The organism is Nicoliella sp. ESL1120 (genome assembly GCF_058508515.1).
On record NZ_CP196383.1, the window covers coordinates 919,345 to 943,406 of the forward strand.

Below are 24,062 nucleotides of genomic sequence, written 5' to 3' on the forward strand. Positions count from 1 at the left end.
TTCGTTGTCATAAAAAGTCAAAGTCGCTGAATTAGACTTTGGCTTTTTATTGTCTTAGGGGTTTGAATCCTTTAAAATAAAAATAGATATGAACTTAGGAGGAAAATAATGGCTGGAGAAGATTATTACAAGGTGTTAGGCCTGGATCATGATGCCAGTGAAAGCGATATTAAACGTGCATATCGGAAGCTAGCAGCAAAGTATCATCCAGATGTTAACAAGGCACCCGATGCGGAAGCTAAATTCAAGCAAATCACTGAAGCATATGAAGTATTGAGTGATAAGAATAAAAAGGCGAACTACGATCAATACGGATCAGCAGATGGGCCTCAAGGCTTCGGCGGCGGTGGAGCCGGCGGTGCTGGTGGTTTCGGCGGCTTCGGTGGCGGCGCTGGTGGCTTCGGTGGCGGTGGCTTCGAAGACATCTTTAGCCAATTCTTTGGTGGGGGTGGCCAACAAGCGCATAACCCGAATGCACCAACGCAGGGACGTGATCTTCAATACCAAATGGGGCTTAATTTTGATGAAGCCGTGTTCGGTAAGAAGACAACGATCAAGTATAATCGTGAAGCGACCTGTCAGACCTGTGGTGGAAATGGTGCGAAACCAGGGACCAAGCCACAAACCTGTCAACACTGTCATGGAAATGGCTATGTGACCGTTGAACAAAATACGCCGCTCGGTCGGATTAGAAGTCAACAGGAATGTCCAGTTTGTCACGGGACTGGGAAGGAAATCAAGGAAAAGTGTCCTACTTGTCATGGTGCTGGTAAGACTGAGCAAGCCCATGAAATTGCTGTTACGGTGCCAGCTGGTGTAGATGACGGCCAACAGATGCGTTTACAACAACAAGGGGATGCAGGAAGTAATGGAGGTCCTTACGGGGACTTATACATCCTATTCTCAGTAAAACCAAGCAAGCACTTTCAACGTGAAGGAACTCGGATCACCTATAAGCAAACGATTTCATTTGCCCAAGCCGCACTGGGGTGTGAAATTAAAGTGCGGGCTTTAAATGATGATCAAAAGACCGAAGATGGCGAAGTCAGCCTAAAGATTCCGGCAGGGACCCAAACAGGCACGAACTTCCGTCTGAGGGGCAAGGGAATTCCAAACGTCAACGGGGCCGGTCGTGGTGACGAAGTGGTTAACGTTAATATCGTTACGCCACGGAACTTGAATAAACGGCAACGAGAAACGTTGAAAGAATTCGCCGATGCTAGTGGTGAAGACATCAATGTAACGCAAAATCAATCATTTTTCGATAAAATGCGCGACAAGTTTGATAAGAAATAGTTAATAATGGCCAGCCAATCGCTGGCTTTTATTGTATCTAATTTGTTATCAGTGTCAGTGGTTGTTATAATTAAGAGAAATAATTACCGTAACGAAAAAGAAAAAGGCAGGACAAAAAATGGATCTTAATGAAATGAAGGAACACCAAAAATACATTCGGAACTTTTCCATTGTCGCACATATTGATCACGGAAAATCAACGCTGGCTGATCGAATTCTAGAATTGACCGATACGGTCGCTAAGCGGGATATGCGGAATCAACTATTGGACAATATGGAATTGGAACGGGAACGTGGAATCACGATTAAATTGAATGCTGTTAAATTGACCTATCATGCTAAGGACGGTCATGACTATGAGTTTCATTTAATTGATACACCTGGGCACGTCGATTTTTCTTACGAGGTTTCAAGAAGTCTAGCAGCTTGTGAGGGGGCATTGTTAGTTGTTGATGCTACCCAAGGGGTAGAAGCTCAAACCCTAGCGAATGTTTATTTAGCCCTTGATGATGACTTAGAAATTATCCCAGTCATCAATAAGGTCGATTTGCCATCTGCACAAGTAGACGAAGTGAAGGCTGAAATCGAAAACATGATTGGCCTAGATACTTCTGATGCAGCGTTGACCAGTGCCAAAACAGGGTTGGGCGTTCCAGATTTACTTGAAAAAATTGTGAATGATATTCCTGCACCAAGCGGTGATATCGATGCCCCACTAAAAGCGTTAGTATTCGATTCCGTTTATGATGATTATCGCGGAGTCGTATTGAGTGTTCGTTTGGAAGATGGGGTTGTAAAGACCGGCGATAAAATCCTATTAATGAATAGTGGGACTCAATATGAAGTCACTGAAGTAGGGGTCAACTCTCCGCATCCAGTTAAGCGCGATTATTTAATGGCAGGAGACGTGGGCTACATTACCGCTAGTATTAAGGATATTAATCAAACCCGAGTTGGTGATACCGTTACATTGGTCAATAATCCAGCTGATAAGGCCCTTCCTGGTTATCGAGAAATGAATCCGATGGTGTATGCAGGGCTATATCCTACTGATAACGCAAAGTTTGGCGATCTGCGTGAAGCCCTTGAAAAGCTAAAGTTAAACGATGCTTCACTAGAATTTGAACCAGAAAATTCGCAAGCGTTAGGATTTGGATTCCGTTGTGGATTTTTAGGGTTATTGCATATGGATGTAGTTCAAGAACGGCTAGAACGTGAATTTAACCTTGATTTGATCACGACTGCGCCTTCCGTTACCTACCACGCATTTACAAATGATGGCAATGAAGTAGATGTTCACAATCCCTTCGAAATGCCAGATGCTTCTGCCATTAAGAAGATTGAAGAACCGTTTGTGAAAGCAACGATTATGGTTCCCAACGACTACGTGGGGGCGGTAATGGAGCTTTGTCAAAAACGACGGGGGCAATTTGAAACGATGGATTATCTTGATGACACGCGGGTCAATGTGATTTACCATATGCCCCTTTCGGAAATTATTTTTGATTTCTTTGACAAATTAAAATCAGGAACCCATGGATATGCATCATTGGATTACGAAGTTGATGATTACCAACCAAGTGATTTAGTTAAAATTGATATTTTGCTGAATGGTGATCAAGTCGACGCCTTAAGCTTTATTTCACATCGATCATTTGCTGCTAGTCGGGCGCGTGAAATCGTTGGGAAACTTAAGACAATCATTCCACGCCAAAACTTTGAAATTCCAATTCAAGCCGCGATTGGTGCGAAGGTGATTGCTAGAACGAACGTTAAGGCATACCGTAAAGACGTGACCGCTAAACTATATGGTGGTGATCGGACTAGACGGATGAAATTACTGGAAAAGCAAAAGGCCGGTAAGAAGCGGATGAAAGCGGTTGGAAAGGTCGACATCCCACAAGAAGCCTTCATGGCGGTGTTAAAGACCGATGAAGATGAATCCGATGGTTCGAACTAGATTGACATTTATGGTTAACTACAGTAATCTATTATTAATATAATATCTTTAATTAGTCCAGAGAGACTAGAAGATGGTACGAATATCAAGCACTGATTTAAAGCCCCCATTAACTAGTCTGTTAGTGGGGGCTTTTTTGAAAGGAATTTTAGAATGAAGAATAATTTTCATGATGATGATGCAGTATTAGATGTAAATGATAAGCCAAAGTTAATCCCATGGGTTGGGCTATCCTTACAACACATGTTTTCAATGTTTGGAAGTACGGTAATCGTACCGTTACTAGTGGGGTTAAGTCCGAGCATTGCACTATTTTCATCCGGGGTGGGGACCCTGCTTCACATCTTAATCACCAAACGCCAGATTCCCGCATATATGGGATCGAGTTTTGCATTTATCGTTCCTATGGCTTCATTGATGAAAACGACAGGCTATCCTGGAATTGCGCAAGGGGTGGTAACGGTTGGAATCGTGTATCTGATTGTTGCAGCTATGATTGCAATGATTGGTAAAGATTGGGTCGATCATTTATTGCCGCCGATTGTAGTCGGTCCGATCATTATGGTGATTGGGCTTTCTTTGGCGGGTAGTGCAGCTAATGATGCGATGATGAATAATAATCATTATGATATTAAATTCTTCGGGATTGCTCTTCTTACCCTTGCACTAGCAGTGTTCTTTAACATGTATTTAAAGGGATTCTTAGGCCTGATTCCCGTATTACTAGCCATTGTTTGTGGTTATATAGTTTCGATCTTTTTGGGACTAGTTAATATTAGTGTAATTGCCGATGCCCCGTGGTTCAAAATGCCACCGTTTGAATTGCCATTTATTAACTATTCTTTTCATCTAAACGTTGGAGCCATTATTGCAATTGCACCGATTGCATTCGTGACAATGACAGAACATATTGGACATCTGATGGTATTAGATGAATTGACCCACCGCGATTATTTCAGATCACCTGGATTGAACCGCACCTTAGCCGGTGATGGAGCGGCATCGATTGCAGCTGGGCTTTTAGGAGGACCTGCTGTAACTAGCTATGGTGAAAACATTGGGGTAATGGCCATCACTAAGGTTCATAGTGTGTATGTTTTGATGGGGGCCGCCGTCTTTGCTATTTTATTTGCGTTCGTTAACAAGCTGAACGTGTTAATTATGCAGATGCCAAAACCAGTTATTGGGGGAATTAGTTTCTTATTATTCGGGACCATTGCAGCTAGTGGGATTAAGCTCATGGTTGAAAAACAAGTCGATTTAAATCTCAAGCGTAACCTTATGATCGCATCGATCATTTTGGTAATTGGGGTGGGGAATGCTTATTTACAAATCGGTAATCAATTTCAATTTACTGGATTAGGGTTAGCAACTGTAATCGGAATTATCTTAAATTTAATCCTTCCTAAAGAATAATAGTTAATATAGCTAGGGCTGCTAAGGTAAGCCCTTTTTATTTTCTTGAATTGCGGTTGGATTTATATTCCTTTATAATTAATGTTAATCAACTAAATTTCATAGTACTTAGGAGGGTTTTTATGAAATTTATCATTAACCTGTTGCCTAATGACCAATTAGACGAACAGAATTTAATTAGTTTTGTGAATAATATAACTAATCAATACCATAGAAGTGAATTAGCAATTGTAATTAAAAATGATGGCCAGTTAAATACTGGCTTATTTGAATTTATTAATAATCTGCCAGTCATCGTTTATGATGATCCAGCTGATATCGAATTAGCGACTCAGGGGGAAACCTATTGGCTTAATTTGCATGTTGATGATGCATTATTACCAGATGCAATAATGCAATGGGAGAACACGTTAGACCAACACCCAATTAACCTATTATTTTTAAGCACTGTTGATAACGAAAGCTCGATTGGTGAACAATTGGACCCGTTTTTGGAATCGACTAGTGATGTTAAGATTAATACGATTAGGCATATCTTTGATGTGGACGTAAATACTGAATTAGTGAGCCTTCCGCTGCGAAAGAAATTGAACCTTTTATTGGGACTACAAAGTTATTACATTAATGACCGCAATTATCGATATCGGACATTTTTTAATAATGTTGACCTTAGTGGTCGAAACGTTCTATATCGGATTGATAGTGATAAGTTAGCAAGCAAAAAACCACTTTTGGCTAAACTATTATACGATTTGATCGAAGATGATGAATACCTTAAGTTAAACATGCCAACTTTAGTTCTTAGTGCTAATTCAGTTAATACGGAATTGAATGCCGTTTTACAAATGATCGATAATCTAGCGCTTATTTTTGATGAAAAAATTAAAAATTACTATTCCAAAGCATTGGTTAATCGATTAAGTGCGCTTTATAGTTCAATTGTTTTAAATCATGCTAATTTAGGTGATAGTAAAACGCTAATGGCAAAGCTAAAGTCAGCAGTTAACGAGCTGCCTTATGATTTAAAAAAACAGATTAAATTAAAAGTATCGCATAACGGGCTCTTAGGTTCGATTCAAAAATTATTTTAGAAGGGAAATGACACTATGAAATTTAGCATCATCACACCGTGTAAACCCGAAGATTTAGATAAATTAGATGAATTAAGGTTAAACTTGGAATCCCAGACTTTCAGTCAATTTGAATGGATTATTGCATGTAATGATTTTGATAATCGTTTTCAAGAGAGCCATTTCCCGATTCAGGTGGTGTCTTTCAAACCCGAAACAATTGGGGCAGCCCGCAATGCTGCTCTAGATGTTGCGATTGGTGATTACGTTGTTTTTGTTGATGCCGATGACTTTTTAATGCCCAATGCATTTAAGAACTTGAATCATATGACACCACGAAATAGCGACACTTTGATTGATTTGAATCATTATAAAACTTATGAAACGCAGGCAGCGTTTTTTAAGGACTTAAAAATCAACCATCGTCCAAATGATTTCCTTCCTGATTGGGGTGGCAAAAACAATCGTAAGCCCAGAACGCGCAGCCTTAATTTAAACTCAGCTAATCTAAAGCACTTAGAATTATCTAAAAAGGCTGATCATTGGTTAACTAATAAGTATAAAATTTTTGCACATGACAATCGTTATGATAAATTAGGGTCTCAGCTCGTATTAGTTGGAAAGGTGATCAGTCGTCAATTTATAATTGACCATCATTTACAATTTAATGATAATAATGAATTATATTCTGATGTTCAATTTATGATGAACGTTTTGAATTATACTAAGCGTACGGTTGAAATTTCGGAACCACAATACGTGATGGTCTATCATAACGATCCGATTAATGACCCATCAAACGCCCAATTAGTTAGTAATAATCGTTGGCAGTCGTTATTTAAAACATGGCGAGATGGTTATCAACAACTCACTAGTAAACGTTTTCAATTAGCTTTTTCTGTTTATACGATTGGCAGGATAAATAGTCGCTTTTATAAGGCTTTGTTAACTGAAAATGATTCAATCGGGGATGTTTTAGGGACATTAAATTCAGCTAGCGATTACTTAAAATTAATTGATCGGCGTGCCATAAATACTGTTAACGTCCTTAGCAGAAGGATTATTTTGGCAATTATTAATGAAAATTATAAATTGGCACGAAGCCTAATGATTTCGATTGTCTTTGGTAGAAACGCACACCGTCTTTTGAAAAAACGGGGACGTGGGATTACTAAGTTGTTATATCAAAATGTTTTTACACGGATGCCAATTAAAACGAATGTCATTTTTTATGAATCGTTTTTAGGACGAAACTACTCAGATAATCCGAAGTATATCTATGAATATATTCAAAAACATTATCCTGGTAAGTATCAACATGTTTGGAGTGCATCAACACCACAGGTTAAAGCTGCAATTGCAAATCAGCCAGATACGTTGGTCGTAAAGCGATTCGGATTTAAGTATATGTATTATTTAGCAACTTCTAAATTTCAGGTCTTCAATTTAAGACAACCCCGTTGGTTCGTAAAAAGAAGTGGCACGAAATTATTATCGACTTGGCATGGTACACCACTAAAAAGGTTGGTTTTCGATATTGATAACGTGGTGAACGCCACACCAATGTATAAACGAAATTTCTATGAACAATCGCGTCAGTGGGATTATTTAATTGCACCGAACCAATTTTCTGCCGATGTATTTAGTCATGCCTTCATGTACCCACAAAGTCAGATGATTAAATCAGGGTATCCCCGCAATGATATTTTAAATGCTCCAGATCGTGATCAAAAAGCACTAGCAATTAAGCAGCGCCTTGGGATTCCACTTGATAAAAAGGTTATTTTATACGCACCAACATGGCGGGATGACGAACGAGCCAGTGGAAATGAATATAAGTTCCAGCTTAAGCTGAACGTTGCTAAATTACGCGAGAACTTTGGTGATGACTATGTAATGATTCTAAGGACCCATTACTTCATCACAGATCGCATCGATACGACTACGTTTGGTGATTTTGTCTACAATGAGTCTAATTATCAAGATGTCTCAGAATTGTATTTAGTATCTGATGTTTTAATCACTGATTATTCAAGTGTATTCTTTGATTATTCGATTTTGAAGCGACCAATTTTATATTTTGTGTATGATTATGATAACTATGCGAAGGTTCTTCATGGTTTTTACCTTAATATGCAAAAAGATTTACCAGGTCCATTGCTTAAGACTAATGATGAAGTAATTGATGCAATTCAAAATATTGATCAAATTCAGCAACGATATGCACAAAGGTATCAATCATTTGTGCAACGCTTTGATGCTTGGGAAACTGGGCATGCTGCTGAAAAAGTCGTAGAAGTCCTATTGAATGATTCTAAACAATAAATAATGAAAACGGTTACTTAATTCAAAAAAGTCATGAAAAAGGCTTGCTTTTTTGAGCAAATGTTATATAATTTATTTTGTTATGAATTTCACAATGATTGTTGTAATTCCATATTTACATTTAATTAATTAAGTAAATATGTATTTAATAGTTAGATTAAATATTCACAAATTAGGATGGGTGATTAAATTATGGCTTCTGGACGTTCGACTAGAACGATTTCAATGACTAGCGCAATTATTTATTTCGTTATCTCATTGATCATTAACTCAGCTGGAAATGTTCTAACCCTGGTTTCAAGTGCAAAGGTTAGTCCATCATTCTTAGGTTCAGCTTATTGGACCGCTGCTGAAAGTAACTTAGGAAAGGCTCTTTTGGGACCTGATAACCCAACTGCTTTATTTTGGGCATTCTTTGGATTAGGTTTGATTATTACTTTCTTGAACATGATATTAGTTGGAAAGTGGAGTTGGAACCGTCTAATTGGAAATATTTGTTTCTTAGGACCATTCTCGCTTTTGATTCAATTATTCTCAAACATCTTTACTAAGATTTTCCCCGTTGCGCATGGAATCGGAATGACGATTTTCTACATTTTCCTTAACTTCCTAGGGGTTGCATTTATTGGATTAGCAATTTCAATCTATCAACGAGTTAATATTGCTTTACATCCGGCTGATGATTTAATGCAAATCTTACGTTTTAAATATTGTAATGGTAGCGCTACTAAGGCGATGTGGGTATCTTACATCCCACCTACTATCATGGCAATTATCGCTGCATTGATTACCCCAGGGCCACTTTTGGTTAAGTTTGCTAACTTTGGATTGGGAACTGTCTTTGCATTCTTGTTCCAAGGTAGTATTACTGGAATTTCAGATAAGAAGGTCTTTCCATCTCTTAAGCACCAAGCCATTGATGTTGGTACTGTTGGTGAATCAGAAAAATAATTGATTAAATAAAAAGAACATGATCTGACCCCTATAGGTTGGACTAATACTTTTTGCTAGGATATCAATCCCAAATATTGATTTGGTGATTGGTATCCTAGTTTTTCTTTTAATCTATTGTTATTGTAATCCTTAATCCATGTTTTCATCGCATTGATTAAGGATTTTTTGGTATCATAATGCGTATTCATCATTTCAATTTTCATGATATGGAAAAATGATTCCATTTGAGCATTATCTAAACATGTCCCCTTACGGGACATGGACTGAATAGCTTCATATTTGTTTAGTGTTTGAACCCAACTATGACTCTGGTATTGAATTCCTTGATCACTATGCACAATTGAATGCTTAACAGTGTTCTGGATTCTTTTTAGTGCCTGGTTCAACGGCTTTAATGTTAGTTCAACTGTTGGATGGCTGCTAATTCCATATGAAATGATTTTATCAGAATATAAATCCATCACTGGAGAAAGATAAACCCGATGGTTTATATCTTCATTTCCATATCTAAATTCACTTACATCTGTTGTTATCTTCTCTCCAAAACTATTAGATGAAAAATCACCATTTAAAACATTATCAGCAACATGGCCTACTTGGCCATGGTAAGAGTTATATTTACGTTTTCTTTTTCCAAATAGTTGGCACTGTAAACTGTATTTTTGCATAATTCTCTGGACTCTTTTGTGATTAACATGGTATCCATTATTGTTAAATAATGCTGTTATTCTTCTATAACCATAAGCAGGATGATCCTTAACAGCCTTTTTCACCTCAGTATCAAACTCATCATTTATTTTCGAAAGCGAAGCTTTTCTATGATGATAATAACTACTTTTAGGGAATGAAATTGATGATAATATTCTAGAAATTGCAACATCACTAAATTTTTTCACTAATAAATCAATACTTTCGTATTGATTATTAGTGCTTAGTAATTTTTCATAGGATAGTTTAATCGATAAAGCTAAATTTTGCTTTTTTAACAGTTTAATTTGCTTTACAGCGCTATTTGTGAGAACATTCTTTTGATGGGACTTACGTTTATTCATTAAATATAGGCTTCCATTCTCTAATCTCCGTTGCCATGTAAAGATGCTCGACGGAGATGCAATATTAAAATGAAGTGCTGTTTCTGGATACGACTTGTGGTAGAGGTGCATCCATTTCAGCACTTTTAATTTATACATATAAGAATATTCTTGATTATAATGTTTTGCAATAAGCGCTTTTTTACCAAATTTTTTATACGTCTTTACCCACGAGTAGATTGTTGCAACACCCTTAATGCCATATTTATGGTTCAACGTAGTTGATCCAACTCCAGAAAGATATTCTAAAACAACTTTCAATCTAAATTCATAACTATATTTTGCCAAAATAAAGACCCCCGTATGCTGAACATTTTCTGTCCAACATACGGGGGTCTCTTCAACATCCAATTTGGATGTTCTTTTTTAAATATAATTTTTAATGCTAGTTTTGAGTTTAATATGGTGAACTTGATGTTGATCTTGATGGTTGATTTGGTCCATTAGCATTTGATATGCAGTGAATCCCATTTTAGAAGCTGGTTGTTGGTTTGCCACAATTGGAATATTAAGCAATGACAAGTACGGATTGTCATCAAATGTACCGACTTGAATATTTGTAACGTTATGGACTGCAATTTGTTTTAAAACCGCCCTTAAGATGGTGTTATCCGTTGCAAAAATGCCATCACATGCTTGGTTGACCAATAATTGACTTGCTAGTTGGGCAATGTCATTCCCATCTTGTTGGCCATATTTAATAATATCGGCATCCAATTTGATTTGATGATCTAAAAGCGCTCTTTGATAGCCAATAATGCGATTTGATTTGTTTTTGAATAGGGCATTCCCAATGATACCAATTCGTTCTGCACCATTTTGCAGCATTTGTTGAACAATGTTATAACTACCGTTAATATTGTCCACTAATACATTATCAAAATACTGATTTTCGGATTGATTTGCAATGCGATCGACAAATACAATTGGGGTATCGCCGATTAACTTTCGATAGTTATTAACCATTCCGGTACTAGCGACTATAATTCCATCAACCATCTGATCAAGCATTCCCTTAACGGCATTGATTTCATTTTCTGGTTGTTCGTTTGTGGTATTGATCATTAAATGATATTGATCAGCTTCAGCAGATAATTGAATGGTATTTAAAATCCTAGAAAAGAATTGATTGTCAAAGGTTGGAACAATAATCCCAATTATTTTGGTATGGTGAGTTTTAATACTTTTGGCTACTAGGTTGGGATGGTAATTATTGCGCTTGGCAATTTTTTGGATGAGCCTGCTAGTTTGTTGTGAAATTTTGGGATCATGGTTGAGTGCTCTTGAGACAGTCGACTTGGAAAATCCTGTTAAATCAGCAATGTTTTGAAGTGTAGTACGCTTTGGCATGCTCGGAAATTCCCCCTTTAATTAATATTATAATCTTATCATATTCGATTATCCGTTTGCCTTTTATTTAAAATTTGATTATTATTAATAACAAATATAAACGGTTATTAAAATGATTATACTTAGACTTTAAATTGTTATTGATTAAACAAGGGATTGCTTTATAAGGGTGTGATTTAAGGAATTGACCGTAATGGAAATGAGGAGTTTCAATGGAATGGCAAGAATTAACGGTAAAGACTAATAATGAAGCTGTTGAAGCGATTAACAATATGTTAATGGAATCTGGGGCAAGCGGAATTCAAGTTGATGATAATAATAAAGTCGTTATCATTAATGCTTATTTTAATGAACGCATTAAAATTAATGAGTTGATTCCAGAACTACAGTTACGTATCAATCAGCTAACTGATTTTGGATTAGATCCAAAACCAGCAGAAATTGGTCTAAAGCCAGTTAATGATGATTCATGGGCATTGACTTGGGAAAAATATTACCATCCCACTAGGCTAACTCGTTTTTTAACCGTCGTTCCAGATTGGGAGGACTATCAACCGCAAAGCGCCAATGAATTGATCATTAGGCTAAACCCAGGGCGCGCATTTGGAACCGGTACGCATCCTACCACGATTTTAACTTTACAGGGATTAGAGACTGTCATTCGTGGTGGAGAATCCATGCTAGACGTTGGAACTGGTTCTGGGGTCTTAAGCATTGCCGCTAAGTTAATGGGGGTCGGTAGCGTTAAGGCGTTCGATCTTGATGATATTGCAGTTCAGTCTGCATTAGAAAACATTCGCTTGAATCCGATTGCAAGGGATGTATCCGTTAGTGCTAACGATATGTTGAACGGTGTTAATGATGTTGTCGACATTATCGCTGCAAACATGCTTAGCGATGTTATTGTTCCCTTGATTCCCCAGGCAATCAATTGCTTAAAACCAGGTGGTAAAATGGTGATATCTGGAATCATTAACGATAAGCTATCATTAATCTTAACTACTCTGACTAATAATGGATTTGTGATTAGTGAGACGATGTCAATTGATGATTGGCGTGGAATCATTGCTATGAAACCATTAGAAGAGGAGTAATTTAATGCAACATTATTTTTTAGAGCAACCAATCACAGTTGGTCAAACGATCGAACTGCCAGCAACAATCAAAAAGCACTGGTTAAAGGTAATGCGGGCGGTGTATGGAACGCAAGCAGAATTTGTGGATAATTCTCAAAAAGTATTTATTGGGGAATTATTTCAATCTGCAGATCAACCAATGATTAAGGTGATTAGTCAAAAGAATTTTAATGCGGAATTACCGTTTTCCGTTACGATCGCTTGTGGAGTTGCCAAAAATGACAAAGCCGATTGGATGGTGCGCAAAGCCACTGAACTAGGGGTTGATCGGGTAATATTTTTTGCTGGCGATTGGTCGATCGCTAAGTGGCAGGGAAATCGAATCGATAAAAAATTAGCACGCTTGAACACGATTGCGCTTAGTGCTGCTGAACAATCACATCGTAATAAAGTCCCAATCGTTGAATATCAGGATAGCTTAAGCGATATCATTGCTGGTCAATATGATCAAAAAATCGTTGCTTATGAAGAATCTGCCAAATCTGGTGAGGGCTCAATGCTTCGTCGTACGATTGATCAAATGGAAAGTGGGAATTCCATTATTGCTGTATTTGGCCCTGAAGGTGGGATTTCACCACAAGAGATCGAATTATTAAAAACTGCTAATGTAAAACAAGTTGGGTTAGGCCCTAGAATATTAAGAACTGAAACTGCACCGTTATATTTGCTATCAGCAATTTCAGCATTTTCTGAATTAAGTTAAAGGGGGGAACTTAGATGTCGCAATTTAAAGTTCTAGAAGCAAATGATGTAATCAATAAAGTTAATACTTATATGCAACCAAAAGACGTTGAAATGGTAAAAAAGGCACTTAAATTTGCTACGATTGCTCATGCGGGGCAAAAGCGGCAATCAGGAGAGGCATACATTGTGCACCCCGTTCAAGTAGCTGGCATCCTGGCTGATTTGAACATGGATGCTGAAACGGTCAGCGCTGGATTCTTGCATGATGTCGTAGAGGATACAGGTGTCGAACTAAGTGATATTCAAGAACTATTTGGTAAAGATGTGGCTTTAATTGTTGATGGCGTAACCAAGCTCAGTAAAATCAAGTACAAGTCACATCGGGAACAACTAGCCGAAAACCATCGGAAACTATTACTTGCGATGTGTAAGGATATTCGGGTAATGATCGTGAAGCTGGCTGATCGGTTGCATAATATGCGGACCTTGAACCACTTAAAACCAGAAAAACAGCGTCGGATTGCAGACGAAACGATTGAAATCTATGCGCCACTGGCTGATCGGTTGGGGATTGGGACGATTAAGTGGGAACTAGAAGATCTTTCGTTGCGCTACATTAATCCTGGTCAATACTATCAGATTGTGAACTCGATGAATTCTAAACGCAAAGAACGAGTTGACTATATCAATAAGGCGTTACAAGAGGTTAAAGACTCATTGAAGGGGATGGATATTAAGGTTGATGCAATTTATGGTCGCCCTAAACATCTCTATTCAATTTATAAAAAGATGCATAATAAGCATAAAAAGTTTGAAGAGATTTATGATCTTTTTGCGATTCGGGTAATTGTTGAATCAGTTAAGGATTGTTATGCGGTTTTAGGGGCGGTCCATACGAAGTGGAAACCAATGCCAGGGCGTTTTAAAGACTACATTGCAATGCCAAAGGCCAATATGTATCAATCTTTGCATACGACTTTGATTGGTCCCGAGGGGAAGTTGCTTGAAATTCAAATCCGTACTGCTGAAATGCATCGGGTTGCTGAATATGGGGTTGCTGCTCACTGGGCTTACAAGGAAGGAATTAAAAGCGAAGTTAAAAGTAGTGCCGATAATACTAAGTTAAATTGGTTCAAAAAGATTATTGAGCTTCAAGAAGATACTGACGATGCATCTGACTTTATGCAAAGCGTTAAGGGAGAATTGTTTGGTGATCATGTCTATGCATTTACCCCGAATGGTGATGTTTTAGAGCTGCCTAAGGGTGCTGGGCCACTTGATATGGCGTATACGATCCATACCGATATTGGTAACCACACGACTGGTGCGCGGGTCAATGGTAAAATCGTTCCCCTTGATTATCGAATCAAAAATAGTGACCTGGTTGAAATTATGACCTCGCCAACTTCTGCGGGACCTAGTCGGGACTGGATTAAATTAGTATCGACTAGTAAGGCGCGGCATAAAATCAAACAGTACTTTAGAAAGCGTGACCATGATAAGATGGTGGAAGCCGGTCGCGAAATGCTAGCTAATAATATTAAAGAAGCTGGATTTAATGTAAATCAGGTCTTGGAAGCTAGTAATGTTATCAAGGCGGCTAAACGACTTGATTACAAAAACGCTGATGATTTGTACGCTGCAGTTGGGTTTGGTGATCTGCAGGTCAATACCATTTCACATCGTTTGACCAGTCACATCAGAGAAGCCCAGGAATTAGAACGCCAAGAAGCAGAACAACGTGGCATCTTAGAAGATCATCAGACGATTCAAAATGAGGATAAGAAACCAAAGAAAAAGACCACTTCAATTGATGGAATTGTCGTAGAGGGGGTTTCTAACCTACTGGTGCGGCTCAGCCATTGTTGTTCGCCGGTTCCGGGGGATGATATTGTTGGTTATATTACTCAGGGAAATGGGATTTCTGTTCATCGCTCTGATTGCCCAAATGTTAAAGATTATCTATCAACTGGTGAACGTTTAATTAGTGTTCACTGGGCTGATGAATTGAATCAACGTGAGGAATACACCGCTAATATCAGTATTGAGGGTTATAATCGAAACGGATTATTGAATGATATCATCAGAATGATTAACAGCATCTCAAAGCGGTTAACTTCTGTTCAAGGTAAAATTCACAATGAAAAAAACGTCACGGTTTCAGTTAGTATTGGGGTCAAAAACCTTAATCAACTTAATTTGATAATTGATCACATTAAAAACATTCGTGACGTGTATGTAGTGAAAAGACCATTTAAGTAGGATTGAAATAAGGGGGGCTGAACATGAAAGTGGTTTTACAACGGGTCACTAAGGGAAGTGTATCCATTGATGGTAAAGTGAAGGGGGCCATTGAAACGGGCTTCGTTCTTTTAGTAGGGGTTTCTGATACTGATTCAGAAGCTGAAGTTGAATACTTAGCAAATAAAATTGCTAAGATCCGTCTCTTTACAGATGCTGATGGCAAAATGAATTTAAACTTAGCTGCGGTTAACGGATCGATTTTGTCCATTTCACAATTTACCCTCTATGCCAATACTGCTAAGGGCAATCGACCATCTTTTTTTGATGCTGGTAAACCTGAACATGCTAATCAAGTTTATCAACAATTCAATGCTAAATTGGCTAGTTTAGGGTTTAATGTTCAAACGGGTGTATTTGGTGCCGACATGCAGGTTGAAATTGAAAATGATGGCCCAGTAACGATTTTATTTGATACTGATCATAAATAGGAGGCGTGCAAATTGCGAAGTTTATTTTGGGATTTTGATGGCACCCTTTTTAACACTTATCCAATGATGGTTAAGGCATTTGATGAAGCGTTACAATCGCTTGGTATTGATGAGGTTGAAATGGATGACTATGCTTATTATGAAGAAATGCGTCGTCGCTCTGCCGGTAGTGCGATTAGTCGGTTTGCAGCAGAGTTCAATCTTTCGCAAACAGCAATTATTCCTCCATTTAAAAAGTTACAAGATGAGTTAGTAATGGGTAGTAAACCCTTTGATGGGGCGGTTGCGATTTTGAAGTGGAACGTTGAAACGGGGGGCCAAAATTTTTTGTTAACCCATCGTGATGGAATCGCGCTTTCGATTCTAGATCATTTTAAAATCAAAAAATTGTTCACCGATTTTGTTACCAGTGAACAATCTTTTCCAAGGAAACCTGATCCAACCTCTTTAAATTATTTAATTGATAAACATGCTGTTGATCGCAGCCATGCGGCAATGATTGGAGATCGAAAACTAGATATTGAGGCTGCGCATAATGCCAATATTGATGGCTTTTTATTTGATCCCGATGGAATTATTACCGCTACAGGAAATCCAGAACAACGGGTTGCACAACTGACGGAATTAAAGCCGACATTAGAACGACTCTAATACTTTGTCTACTGCGGGTCCGTAGGTTTCTCCAAATAATACTAAGTGAACCATTAAATAATAACAGCGATACCAAGGAAGGCGTTTTTCAACGCCTTTTTTTAGTGGATAAATAGAATTATAGCCATCATAAAAATCCTGATTGAACCCACCAAAGACGGTACTAACGCCAATGTCGAACTCGCGATCGCCAAAGAAAACATCTGGGTCGATCAAGTATGGTTTGTTATTTACGAACGTAAAGTTACCAGCCCAAAAGTCACCGTGTAATAGACTGGGTGTTGTTTTATTTGTAGAGAAGTAGTCGTTAATCTGTTCGATCATTTTAGCTAAGTGTTGTTCCCTACTGCGATCCCAGCGGCCCTTTTGTTTAGCAAGCGTTTCTAATGGTTTTAATCGTTGTTCAACGTAAAAGGTTTGCCAATTTTGTTGCCATTTATTATTTTTGGGGATTTTACCAGCCGTAAAATTATGATCTAAGCCGAATTGTTCAGCGTGAATCTGGTGAACATTGGCGACCATTTGACCGAGTTCGTATTGACTACCACTACTTTCATTGATCCAGTTCAGAATTAAAAAACCATCCCCGTTGATTTCACCATAGTTAACAACGGTGGGCACGTTTGCAGCTTGGCTTAGTAGCTTTAATCCCTCAACTTCGTGGGTGAAAAAATTTTTACCACGGTTAGGTTGGACCTTCATGAAGTATTGGTCATGGCCATTTGAAATTTGATATGATTCATTGATATCACCACCACTGACTGGTCGATAATCAGTAATGTTTTTAATTGGTAATTGAGCGAGCCAATCTGGAGTTAATTTATACATATAATGACCTCCCTAAAAGTTTAATTTTATTATAGATGATTTGAATTTGAAGGTGAATTACCTTGACTTTTTAGTTTAATTCGATTAATCTTAACTTGAATTAAAAATTAGACCGCAGAAAAAGAAGAGTATGTTTCAATAATGCTTAGAGAGTATCAATTTGGTGTAATGGTACGTTTATTGAAATTGAAGGACACTTTTGAGGTTAATAGCTTATGGCTATTCGTTGCATAGACGTTATCTATTAGCAATAAAAAAGGTGGTACCGCGCTCTTTGCGCCCTTGTCAATTTATTTTTGACAGGGGCTTTTTTATTGGCCTAATTTATTTATGTAGGAGGACTCCGTATGAGATACCAAAAACCAAAAGGAACTGCGGACATTTTACCTGGGGAATCATATAAATGGCAGTTTATTGAAGATACAGCACGCTCGTTATTTAATGATTATCGCTATCGTGAAATCAGAACGCCAATGTTTGAAAATTACGAAGTATTTTCTAGAACTTCAGGAGATACTTCAGATATTGTTACTAAGGAAATGTATGATTTTGATGATAAGGGTGATCGTCACATTGCTTTGCGTCCAGAAGGAACCGCTGGAGTAGTCAGAGCGTTTATCGAGAACAAGCTATATGGTCCTGAATATCAAAAGCCAGTCAAAGTATTTTACATGGGACCAATGTTTCGTTATGAAAGACCTCAATCGGGTCGACAACGTGAATTTCATCAAATCGGAGTCGAAGCATTTGGGAGTGATTCTCCCAGTTTAGATGCAGAAGTGATCGCAATGGCAGTTAATCTATTACAAAACTATGGCATTGAAGATGTAAGGGTAGCGATTAATACGTTAGGTGATAAGGAGAGTCGTGATGCTTATCGGAAAGCGTTGATCGACTATTTGGAACCACACTTCGATGAACTTAGTAGCGATTCGCAAACACGTCTTCACAAAAATCCATTGCGGGTCTTAGATAGTAAGGATGCTAATGATCAAAAAATCGTAGCGAATGCCCCACGGATCACAGATTACCTAACTGCTGATGCTAATGAACATTTCGAACACGTTAAGAGATTATTAGACGGGTTACACATTGACTATGTCGTTGATACGGATATTGTTCGGGGACTAGATTATTATAACCACACCATTTTTGAAATTATGGTTAATTCTAAAGCGTTGGGAAGTGGTTATACGACGATCTGTGCTGGTGGTCGCTACAATGGATTGGTCGAAGAACTAGGGGGCCCAGAAGTTTCTGGAATTGGGTTCGGTTTAGGAGTTGAAAGACTATTGCTACTGATGGAATCAAGGGGCGTTCAATTCCCTGAATTAAGTCCATTGGATGCATACGTAGTTGGTATCGGGGCCGAATCTGATTTAGTTACGCTCCAATTAGTTCAATCCCTGCGGAAAAATGGTTATACGGCTGAAAGAGACTACTTGGATCGTAAACCAAAGGGCCAATTCAAGACTGCTGATAAGTTAGGGGCTAAGTTTACAATCACGATTGGTGAACAAGAAATCCTTAATCATACGGTTAAAGTTAAACAGATGGCGACTGGTCATGAACTGAATTTACCAGTTCAAGATGTGCAAAATAGTTTCGGTTCGGTAGTTGATGATAACTTCGGGCCACAATATTTATAGGATGGTGGATAAAATGAAAGATAGAACAACTTATGCTGGGCTAGTGAATGAAGATTTATTAGGCCAAAAAGTAGTATTAGACGGTTGGGTACAAAAACGACGGGACCTTGGTAAATTAATCTTTATCGATTTAAGGGATCGCGAAGGAATCGTTCAACTAGTGTTTAGTGAAGACAACAGCAAAGAAGCGCTTGCAGTTGCCGAAGACTTAAGAAGTGAATACGTAATTCAAGTTGAAGGAACTGTTGTTGCCCGTTCTGAAAACGAAATTAACCCAGATATGAAGACTGGAAAGGTTGAAGTCGAAGTTCAATCAGTGACCCTCTTTAACAAGGCTAAGACCCCACCATTTTACATTCAAGATGACATTAACGTTTCAGAAGAATTGAAATTGAAGTACCGTTATCTTGATTTGAGAAGACCCGAGATGTTAAAGGGGATGTTAGTGCGGAATCGGATTTTACAATCCGTACACAGCTATTTTGATAGTCAAGGATTCTTGAATATTGAAACGCCAGATCTTACGATTTCAACGCCTGAAGGAGCTCGTGATTACTTGGTTCCTTCACGGGTCCACAAGGGCGCATTCTATGCGCTTCCTCAATCACCACAATTGTTCAAACAATTATTGATGGGTGCTGGGATGGACAAGTATTACCAAATCGCTCGTTGTTTCCGTGATGAAGACTTACGTGGTGATCGCCAACCAGAATTTACCCAAATCGATATGGAAACTTCATTTCAATCAGCAGAAGAAATTCAAGCTACCACTGAAGGTTTGATCAAAAAGGTAATGAAGGATACTTTAGACATCGATGTGAAGACACCGTTCAAGCGGATCACTTGGCAAGAATCAATGGATCGTTTTGGGACTGACCAACCAGACGTTCGTTTTGGAATGGAACTAAAGGATCTTTCTGATGTTATGAAGGATTCAGAATTTAAGGTCTTTGCAAACGTTGTTAAAAATGGTGATCAAGTGAAGGCGATTGCCGTTCCAGGCGGTGCTGATGCCTACTCTAGAAAAGACATCGACAAATACACTGACTATGTTAAACGTTTTGGCGCTCAAGGTTTAGCTTGGTTAAAGGTAACTGATGATGGCTTTAGTGGTCCAATTGCTAAATTCTTTAAGGATGAAGCGATTTATAAGCAAATCCTAGCTGCTACTGATGCCAAGGCTGGTGATCTATTATTGTTCGCTGCTGATCGCAGCAAGGTGGTTGCTGATACATTAGGCTACTTGAGAACTGCAATTGCCGAAGAACAAAACATGATTCCAAAGGATGTCTTTGACTACTTATGGGTCGTTGATTGGCCATTGTTCGAATACGATGAAGGAATTAGTCGCTGGGTCCCTGCTCACCACCCATTCACGATGCCAAATGAAGGTGATGAACACTACTTAAACGAGGGTGAAGATCCTCATAAGGCCCATGCCCAAAGTTATGATATCATCTTAAACGGACTTGAATTAGGTGGGGGTTCGATTCGGATTCATAACCGTGATTTACAAGAAAAAATGTTGGCTGCATTAGGCTTTAGTAAGGAACGAGCTCAAGCACGGTTCGGCTACTTCTTAGATGCCCTTGAATACGGTTTTCCACCTCATGGTGGGTTAGCAATTGGGCTAGATCGTTTCACTAGATTACTAGCTCAACGTGGTAATATTCGTGACGTGATTGCATTCCCTAAGAATTCTAAAGCAGTGGAACCATTGACTGGTGCTCCTGCAGAAGTTGCTCCTAAACAACTATTAGACTTAGGAATCGAAGTTACCGAACATGAAGACGGTGGCAATCGAGAATAACTAAATATTAAAAAGGAAGAATCGATTGATTCTTCCTTTTTTGTTGCTTTAAAATAAATTTTTGGTGTTATACTTATTGCATGTTTTTTATTAAGGGGGAACATTTAAAAATGTTAGGAACTGATGATGTAAGACTAATGTTTGAAAGGCATCAATTTTTAGCGAAGGCATCCATGGCCTTTTTTTATGCAATAACAGTCTCTGTAGCCATGAATTTCTTCTGGACACCAGGACATATTTATTCATCCGGATATACGGGGATTTCACAATTGATCGACACGCTTTCTAGTCGCTACCTGCCAATTACGATTCCTACTGCAGTTGGTTTATTTTTACTTAATATTCCAACATTTATTTTAGCTTGGAAACAAATTGGCCATCAATTTACGATTTTTACCGTGATTGCCGTTTTTTTAGCCAGTTTTATGATTAAAACCTTGCATCCAGTATATTTGACCAACGATCCAATTATTTGTGCGATTTTCGGGGGGATCGTAAATGGTTTTGGAACGGGACTATCCCTTAAAAACGGGATTTCGACCGGTGGACTTGATATCTTAGGGATCGTAATTCGCAGAAAAACGGGAAGAACGATTGGGAATGTTAATATCCTTTTTAATGTTTTCATTGTGATTGCAGCAGGATTAGCATATGGATGGCCATATGCTTTTTACTCCGCAATTGGTTTAGTGATCAATGCGAAAATGATTGATTTAACCTATACTAGACAGCAACTACTGCAGGTTATGATCGTAACGGAACGGCCCAAGAGCGTTACAGATAGTGTGCAAAATCATTTACGCCGTGGAATTACGATTGTTCATGGAGCTGAAGGAGCATATAACCATGACCAAAAGACAGTTTTATTTACCGTTATTTCGCGTTATGAAATGAATGAATTTGAAGAGGCGGTCGATGAGTCTGATTCCGATGCATTTACAACCATTTCGCCAATTGTAAAGATTATTGGTCGTTTCTGGGAACCTAAAATAAAATAAATTCAGTCAATTTGATTAAGCCCATAATTTCCGTAAATTTTAATGTTTGTTAAATTTAATTATGTTATAATATCCAATTGTATTGTCTTGCGCTTTTTATTTTTAAGGGAATGACGGTGACCTTGTGTTGAAAGTATTGTATTTATGGTTAATTCGATTAGTTTCATTATGTTTTTATTTTAAAAAGAAGAACAATGTTATTTACATAATGAGCTTTGATAATAACCTGCGATTAATTAAGCGAATGGCATCGGAGTTGCCTAGTGATCAGACGTTGATCGTTTTTTATGCACCTGATAATGAAGCTGGTGCAACCGACTTGGAGGCTTTTGGAATCGATACCTATCCATTTCGGAATGGTTTATCTTTTGTTTTTCGCTTACTTCCTATAATTATGGGTGCTAAGTTGATCTTTTGTGATAATTACTATCCGTTCTTAGGTGGATTGATTCATTCACCTAAGATGAAAATCATTCAATTGTGGCATGCGAATGGAGCAATTAAACAATTTGGTTGGGAAGATCCTAAAACAAGTCGTCGTAGTAAGTCTGATAAGAAAAGGTTTCAAGAGGTTTATAATCAATTTGATGAATACGTTGTTGCCTCTCAGACGATGGGGAGGGTATTCGAAGCCAGTTATCGAGTCCCATTTGAACGGATGAAAATGCTTGGCTACCCTCGATCAGATCGGTTGTTTAAATCAGATTGGCAAGAACAAGCACAAAGCCGCGTTTATTCTGTAGCACCAGAGTTAAGGGGTAAGCGAGTCATTTTATATGCACCCACCTATCGAGACGGAGTTGCATTTAATCCACCACAAGATTTAGCAGAGGCAATCACTGCTGACCCCCAAGCAGAGGTCGTAGTTAGGCTGCATCCACTCTTGAGGGCTACGGAAAAATTGTTTGCAGATACCAATAATCGCTCGGGAAATAATAGGATTCATTTTTATAATCAACTTTCGACGACCGATTTATTATCGGTCACTGATACTTTAGTTACCGATTATTCATCGGTGGCATTTGATTATAGTTTATTACCGAATGCCCATTCGATGTTATTCTTTATGTTTGACTTAGAAGAATATAAACAAAACCCGGGCCTCCAACCAGATCTTTTGAACTGGTTACCGAATGAACCAATTTTAACATCAGCTGACTTAGCAATTGCCATTAAACAAAATCGTAAGACCGATTTTACTAAGTTTAATCAACACTGGAATACTTATAATGATGGATTTGCAACTAAGCGTGTTTTAGAAAGATATATTGAAAATAGATAAGGAAGTGTCAACGTTTTGAAAGAAGTTGGAACGTTAATTAAGGAACAGCTTGGTAATATTGGAATTATGTTTAGAATTTCACGTTATCAAGATAAGTCTGACTACCAAAGTCATTATTTGGGACTAGTATGGGAATATCTCTATCCATTGATTCAAATTGCTATTTATTGGATGGTTTTTGGAATTGGTCTTAAGAAGGGAGCTTCTGAGGGCGTGGATTACCTTTCTTGGATGGTAATTGGAATCACCCCCTGGTTCTTTATGAACAGTGTGACCTTAGATGCCTCTAAAAGCATTTACCAACAAGTAGGAATGGTTTCTAAAATGAAGTTTCCCGTTAGTATCCTGCCATCAATTAAGATCATTAGTAATTTAAGTTCATTTTGGACGATGTTAGTTTTTTCTATCGTAATCGGTTTCTTTAAGGGTGGAATTACCCCTAATATCTATTGGTTCCAATGGATTTACTATTTCTTTGCAATGATTATGTGGTTAGTTGCTTTTGGAATCTTTAATTCGACCGTTTCGATTTTGGTTCGTGATTATCGAATTTTACTTCAATCCGTAATGAGAATGTTATTTTACATGTCTGGAGTGTTATTTAATTTCCAAACTAACGCTTTCCCACCAGCCTTCGTAAGGGTATTACAATTGAACCCATTCTTTTACATTGTTAATGGCTTTAGGGAATCAATGTTTTCAGAAGCATGGTTTTGGCAACACTCTACTTTAACGATTATTTTTTGGTTGTTCGTGGCCTTCTTCTTATTAGTTGGTTCCCATCTCCACTACAAGTTTAGATCCCACTTCGTTGACTTAATTTAATTATA

At 38.1% G+C, this 24,062-nt stretch carries 19 protein-coding genes; 16 read left to right on the forward strand and 3 right to left on the reverse strand.

Annotated features, from left to right (window positions below; genetic code table 11):
* Positions 1-108 precede the first annotated feature (108 nt).
* The 6 genes from dnaJ (at position 109) to ACSYTE_RS04050 (ending at position 9,018) form a co-directional block, all read left to right on the forward strand.
* Positions 109-1,296 carry a molecular chaperone DnaJ gene (gene dnaJ, locus ACSYTE_RS04025; protein WP_491716184.1) on the forward strand — a complete coding sequence of 396 codons (1,188 nt, stop codon included), beginning with the start codon at positions 109-111 and terminating at the stop codon, positions 1,294-1,296.
* Between the two features lie 118 nt (positions 1,297-1,414).
* On the forward strand, positions 1,415-3,256 hold the full coding sequence (gene lepA / locus ACSYTE_RS04030; RefSeq protein ID WP_491716185.1) for a translation elongation factor 4: 1,842 nt from the start codon (positions 1,415-1,417) through the stop codon (positions 3,254-3,256).
* Between the two features lie 153 nt (positions 3,257-3,409).
* Entirely contained in the window at positions 3,410-4,672 is a 1,263-nt protein-coding gene (locus ACSYTE_RS04035; protein ID WP_491716186.1) for a uracil-xanthine permease family protein, read from the forward strand.
* A gap of 122 nt (positions 4,673-4,794) precedes the next feature.
* Positions 4,795-5,763, forward strand: coding sequence for a hypothetical protein (locus ACSYTE_RS04040; RefSeq protein WP_491716187.1), 969 nt, complete (start codon positions 4,795-4,797; stop codon positions 5,761-5,763).
* Positions 5,764-5,778: 15 nt separating this feature from the next.
* Positions 5,779-8,067, forward strand: coding sequence for a bifunctional glycosyltransferase/CDP-glycerol:glycerophosphate glycerophosphotransferase (locus ACSYTE_RS04045; RefSeq protein WP_491716188.1), 2,289 nt, complete (start codon positions 5,779-5,781; stop codon positions 8,065-8,067).
* 192 nt (positions 8,068-8,259) lie between these two features.
* Positions 8,260-9,018 carry a DUF6198 family protein gene (locus ACSYTE_RS04050; protein WP_491716189.1) on the forward strand — a complete coding sequence of 253 codons (759 nt, stop codon included), beginning with the start codon at positions 8,260-8,262 and terminating at the stop codon, positions 9,016-9,018.
* Between the two features lie 56 nt (positions 9,019-9,074).
* Here ACSYTE_RS04050 and ACSYTE_RS04055 read toward each other — a convergent pair whose 3' ends face one another.
* Both ACSYTE_RS04055 and ACSYTE_RS04060 read right to left on the reverse strand, forming a co-directional pair.
* On the reverse strand, positions 9,075-10,400 hold the full coding sequence (locus ACSYTE_RS04055) for an IS3 family transposase (protein ID WP_491716077.1): 1,326 nt from the start codon (positions 10,398-10,400) through the stop codon (positions 9,075-9,077).
* Between the two features lie 78 nt (positions 10,401-10,478).
* The gene (locus ACSYTE_RS04060; RefSeq protein ID WP_491716190.1) at positions 10,479-11,462 is read right to left on the reverse strand and encodes a LacI family DNA-binding transcriptional regulator; all 984 of its coding nucleotides are present in this window, start codon (positions 11,460-11,462) and stop codon (positions 10,479-10,481) included.
* A gap of 212 nt (positions 11,463-11,674) precedes the next feature.
* On the opposite strand from ACSYTE_RS04060, the gene prmA reads away from it, so the two are divergent.
* Genes prmA through ACSYTE_RS04085 form a run of 5 tightly spaced genes read left to right on the forward strand, consistent with a single transcriptional unit; the run spans position 11,675 to position 16,665 of the window.
* Positions 11,675-12,556, forward strand: a complete 882-nt coding sequence (gene prmA, locus ACSYTE_RS04065) for a 50S ribosomal protein L11 methyltransferase (RefSeq protein WP_491716191.1) — start codon at positions 11,675-11,677, stop codon at positions 12,554-12,556.
* Between the two features lie 4 nt (positions 12,557-12,560).
* Positions 12,561-13,301 carry an RsmE family RNA methyltransferase gene (locus ACSYTE_RS04070; RefSeq protein ID WP_491716192.1) on the forward strand — a complete coding sequence of 247 codons (741 nt, stop codon included), beginning with the start codon at positions 12,561-12,563 and terminating at the stop codon, positions 13,299-13,301.
* Between the two features lie 14 nt (positions 13,302-13,315).
* Positions 13,316-15,544, forward strand: coding sequence for a RelA/SpoT family protein (locus ACSYTE_RS04075; RefSeq protein WP_491716193.1), 2,229 nt, complete (start codon positions 13,316-13,318; stop codon positions 15,542-15,544).
* 23 nt (positions 15,545-15,567) lie between these two features.
* Positions 15,568-16,014, forward strand: coding sequence for a D-aminoacyl-tRNA deacylase (dtd, locus tag ACSYTE_RS04080; RefSeq protein WP_491716194.1), 447 nt, complete (start codon positions 15,568-15,570; stop codon positions 16,012-16,014).
* Between the two features lie 12 nt (positions 16,015-16,026).
* A complete protein-coding gene (locus tag ACSYTE_RS04085; protein ID WP_491716195.1) occupies positions 16,027-16,665 on the forward strand; it encodes an HAD-IA family hydrolase in 639 nt (212 codons plus the stop codon).
* Here ACSYTE_RS04085 and ACSYTE_RS04090 read toward each other — a convergent pair.
* Positions 16,651-17,493, reverse strand: a complete 843-nt coding sequence (locus ACSYTE_RS04090) for a fructosamine kinase family protein (protein WP_491716196.1) — start codon at positions 17,491-17,493, stop codon at positions 16,651-16,653. The two genes, ACSYTE_RS04085 and ACSYTE_RS04090, sit on opposite strands and share 15 nt — an antisense overlap.
* Positions 17,494-17,840: 347 nt before the next feature.
* Here ACSYTE_RS04090 and hisS point away from each other — a divergent pair, with 347 nt between their 5' ends.
* The 5 genes from hisS to ACSYTE_RS04115 all read left to right on the forward strand — a co-directional run bounded on the left by hisS (position 17,841) and on the right by ACSYTE_RS04115 (position 24,057).
* On the forward strand, positions 17,841-19,142 hold the full coding sequence (gene hisS, locus ACSYTE_RS04095) for a histidine--tRNA ligase (protein ID WP_491716197.1): 1,302 nt from the start codon (positions 17,841-17,843) through the stop codon (positions 19,140-19,142).
* A gap of 13 nt (positions 19,143-19,155) precedes the next feature.
* On the forward strand, positions 19,156-20,952 hold the full coding sequence (aspS, locus tag ACSYTE_RS04100; protein WP_491716198.1) for an aspartate--tRNA ligase: 1,797 nt from the start codon (positions 19,156-19,158) through the stop codon (positions 20,950-20,952).
* A gap of 110 nt (positions 20,953-21,062) precedes the next feature.
* Entirely contained in the window at positions 21,063-21,950 is an 888-nt protein-coding gene (locus ACSYTE_RS04105) for a YitT family protein (RefSeq protein WP_491716199.1), read from the forward strand.
* 127 nt (positions 21,951-22,077) lie between these two features.
* On the forward strand, positions 22,078-23,232 hold the full coding sequence (locus ACSYTE_RS04110) for a CDP-glycerol glycerophosphotransferase family protein (RefSeq protein ID WP_491716200.1): 1,155 nt from the start codon (positions 22,078-22,080) through the stop codon (positions 23,230-23,232).
* Between the two features lie 15 nt (positions 23,233-23,247).
* Positions 23,248-24,057 carry an ABC transporter permease gene (locus ACSYTE_RS04115; RefSeq protein ID WP_491716201.1) on the forward strand — a complete coding sequence of 270 codons (810 nt, stop codon included), beginning with the start codon at positions 23,248-23,250 and terminating at the stop codon, positions 24,055-24,057.
* Positions 24,058-24,062 lie beyond the last annotated feature (5 nt).

What these genes read in the sequence shown, in the direction of transcription:
- dnaJ (WP_491716184.1), top strand. Translation starts at nt 109, where the DNA reads ATGGCTGGAGAAGATTATTACAAGGTGTTAGGCCTGGATCATGATGCC.
- lepA (WP_491716185.1), top strand. Translation starts at nt 1,415, where the DNA reads ATGGATCTTAATGAAATGAAGGAACACCAAAAATACATTCGGAACTTT.
- ACSYTE_RS04035 (WP_491716186.1), top strand. Translation starts at nt 3,410, where the DNA reads ATGAAGAATAATTTTCATGATGATGATGCAGTATTAGATGTAAATGAT.
- ACSYTE_RS04040 (WP_491716187.1), top strand. Translation starts at nt 4,795, where the DNA reads ATGAAATTTATCATTAACCTGTTGCCTAATGACCAATTAGACGAACAG.
- ACSYTE_RS04045 (WP_491716188.1), top strand. Translation starts at nt 5,779, where the DNA reads ATGAAATTTAGCATCATCACACCGTGTAAACCCGAAGATTTAGATAAA.
- ACSYTE_RS04050 (WP_491716189.1), top strand. Translation starts at nt 8,260, where the DNA reads ATGGCTTCTGGACGTTCGACTAGAACGATTTCAATGACTAGCGCAATT.
- ACSYTE_RS04060 (WP_491716190.1), bottom strand. Translation starts at nt 11,462, where the DNA reads ATGCCAAAGCGTACTACACTTCAAAACATTGCTGATTTAACAGGATTT.
- prmA (WP_491716191.1), top strand. Translation starts at nt 11,675, where the DNA reads ATGGAATGGCAAGAATTAACGGTAAAGACTAATAATGAAGCTGTTGAA.
- ACSYTE_RS04070 (WP_491716192.1), top strand. Translation starts at nt 12,561, where the DNA reads ATGCAACATTATTTTTTAGAGCAACCAATCACAGTTGGTCAAACGATC.
- ACSYTE_RS04075 (WP_491716193.1), top strand. Translation starts at nt 13,316, where the DNA reads ATGTCGCAATTTAAAGTTCTAGAAGCAAATGATGTAATCAATAAAGTT.
- dtd (WP_491716194.1), top strand. Translation starts at nt 15,568, where the DNA reads ATGAAAGTGGTTTTACAACGGGTCACTAAGGGAAGTGTATCCATTGAT.
- ACSYTE_RS04090 (WP_491716196.1), bottom strand. Translation starts at nt 17,493, where the DNA reads ATGTATAAATTAACTCCAGATTGGCTCGCTCAATTACCAATTAAAAAC.
- hisS (WP_491716197.1), top strand. Translation starts at nt 17,841, where the DNA reads ATGAGATACCAAAAACCAAAAGGAACTGCGGACATTTTACCTGGGGAA.
- aspS (WP_491716198.1), top strand. Translation starts at nt 19,156, where the DNA reads ATGAAAGATAGAACAACTTATGCTGGGCTAGTGAATGAAGATTTATTA.
- ACSYTE_RS04105 (WP_491716199.1), top strand. Translation starts at nt 21,063, where the DNA reads ATGTTAGGAACTGATGATGTAAGACTAATGTTTGAAAGGCATCAATTT.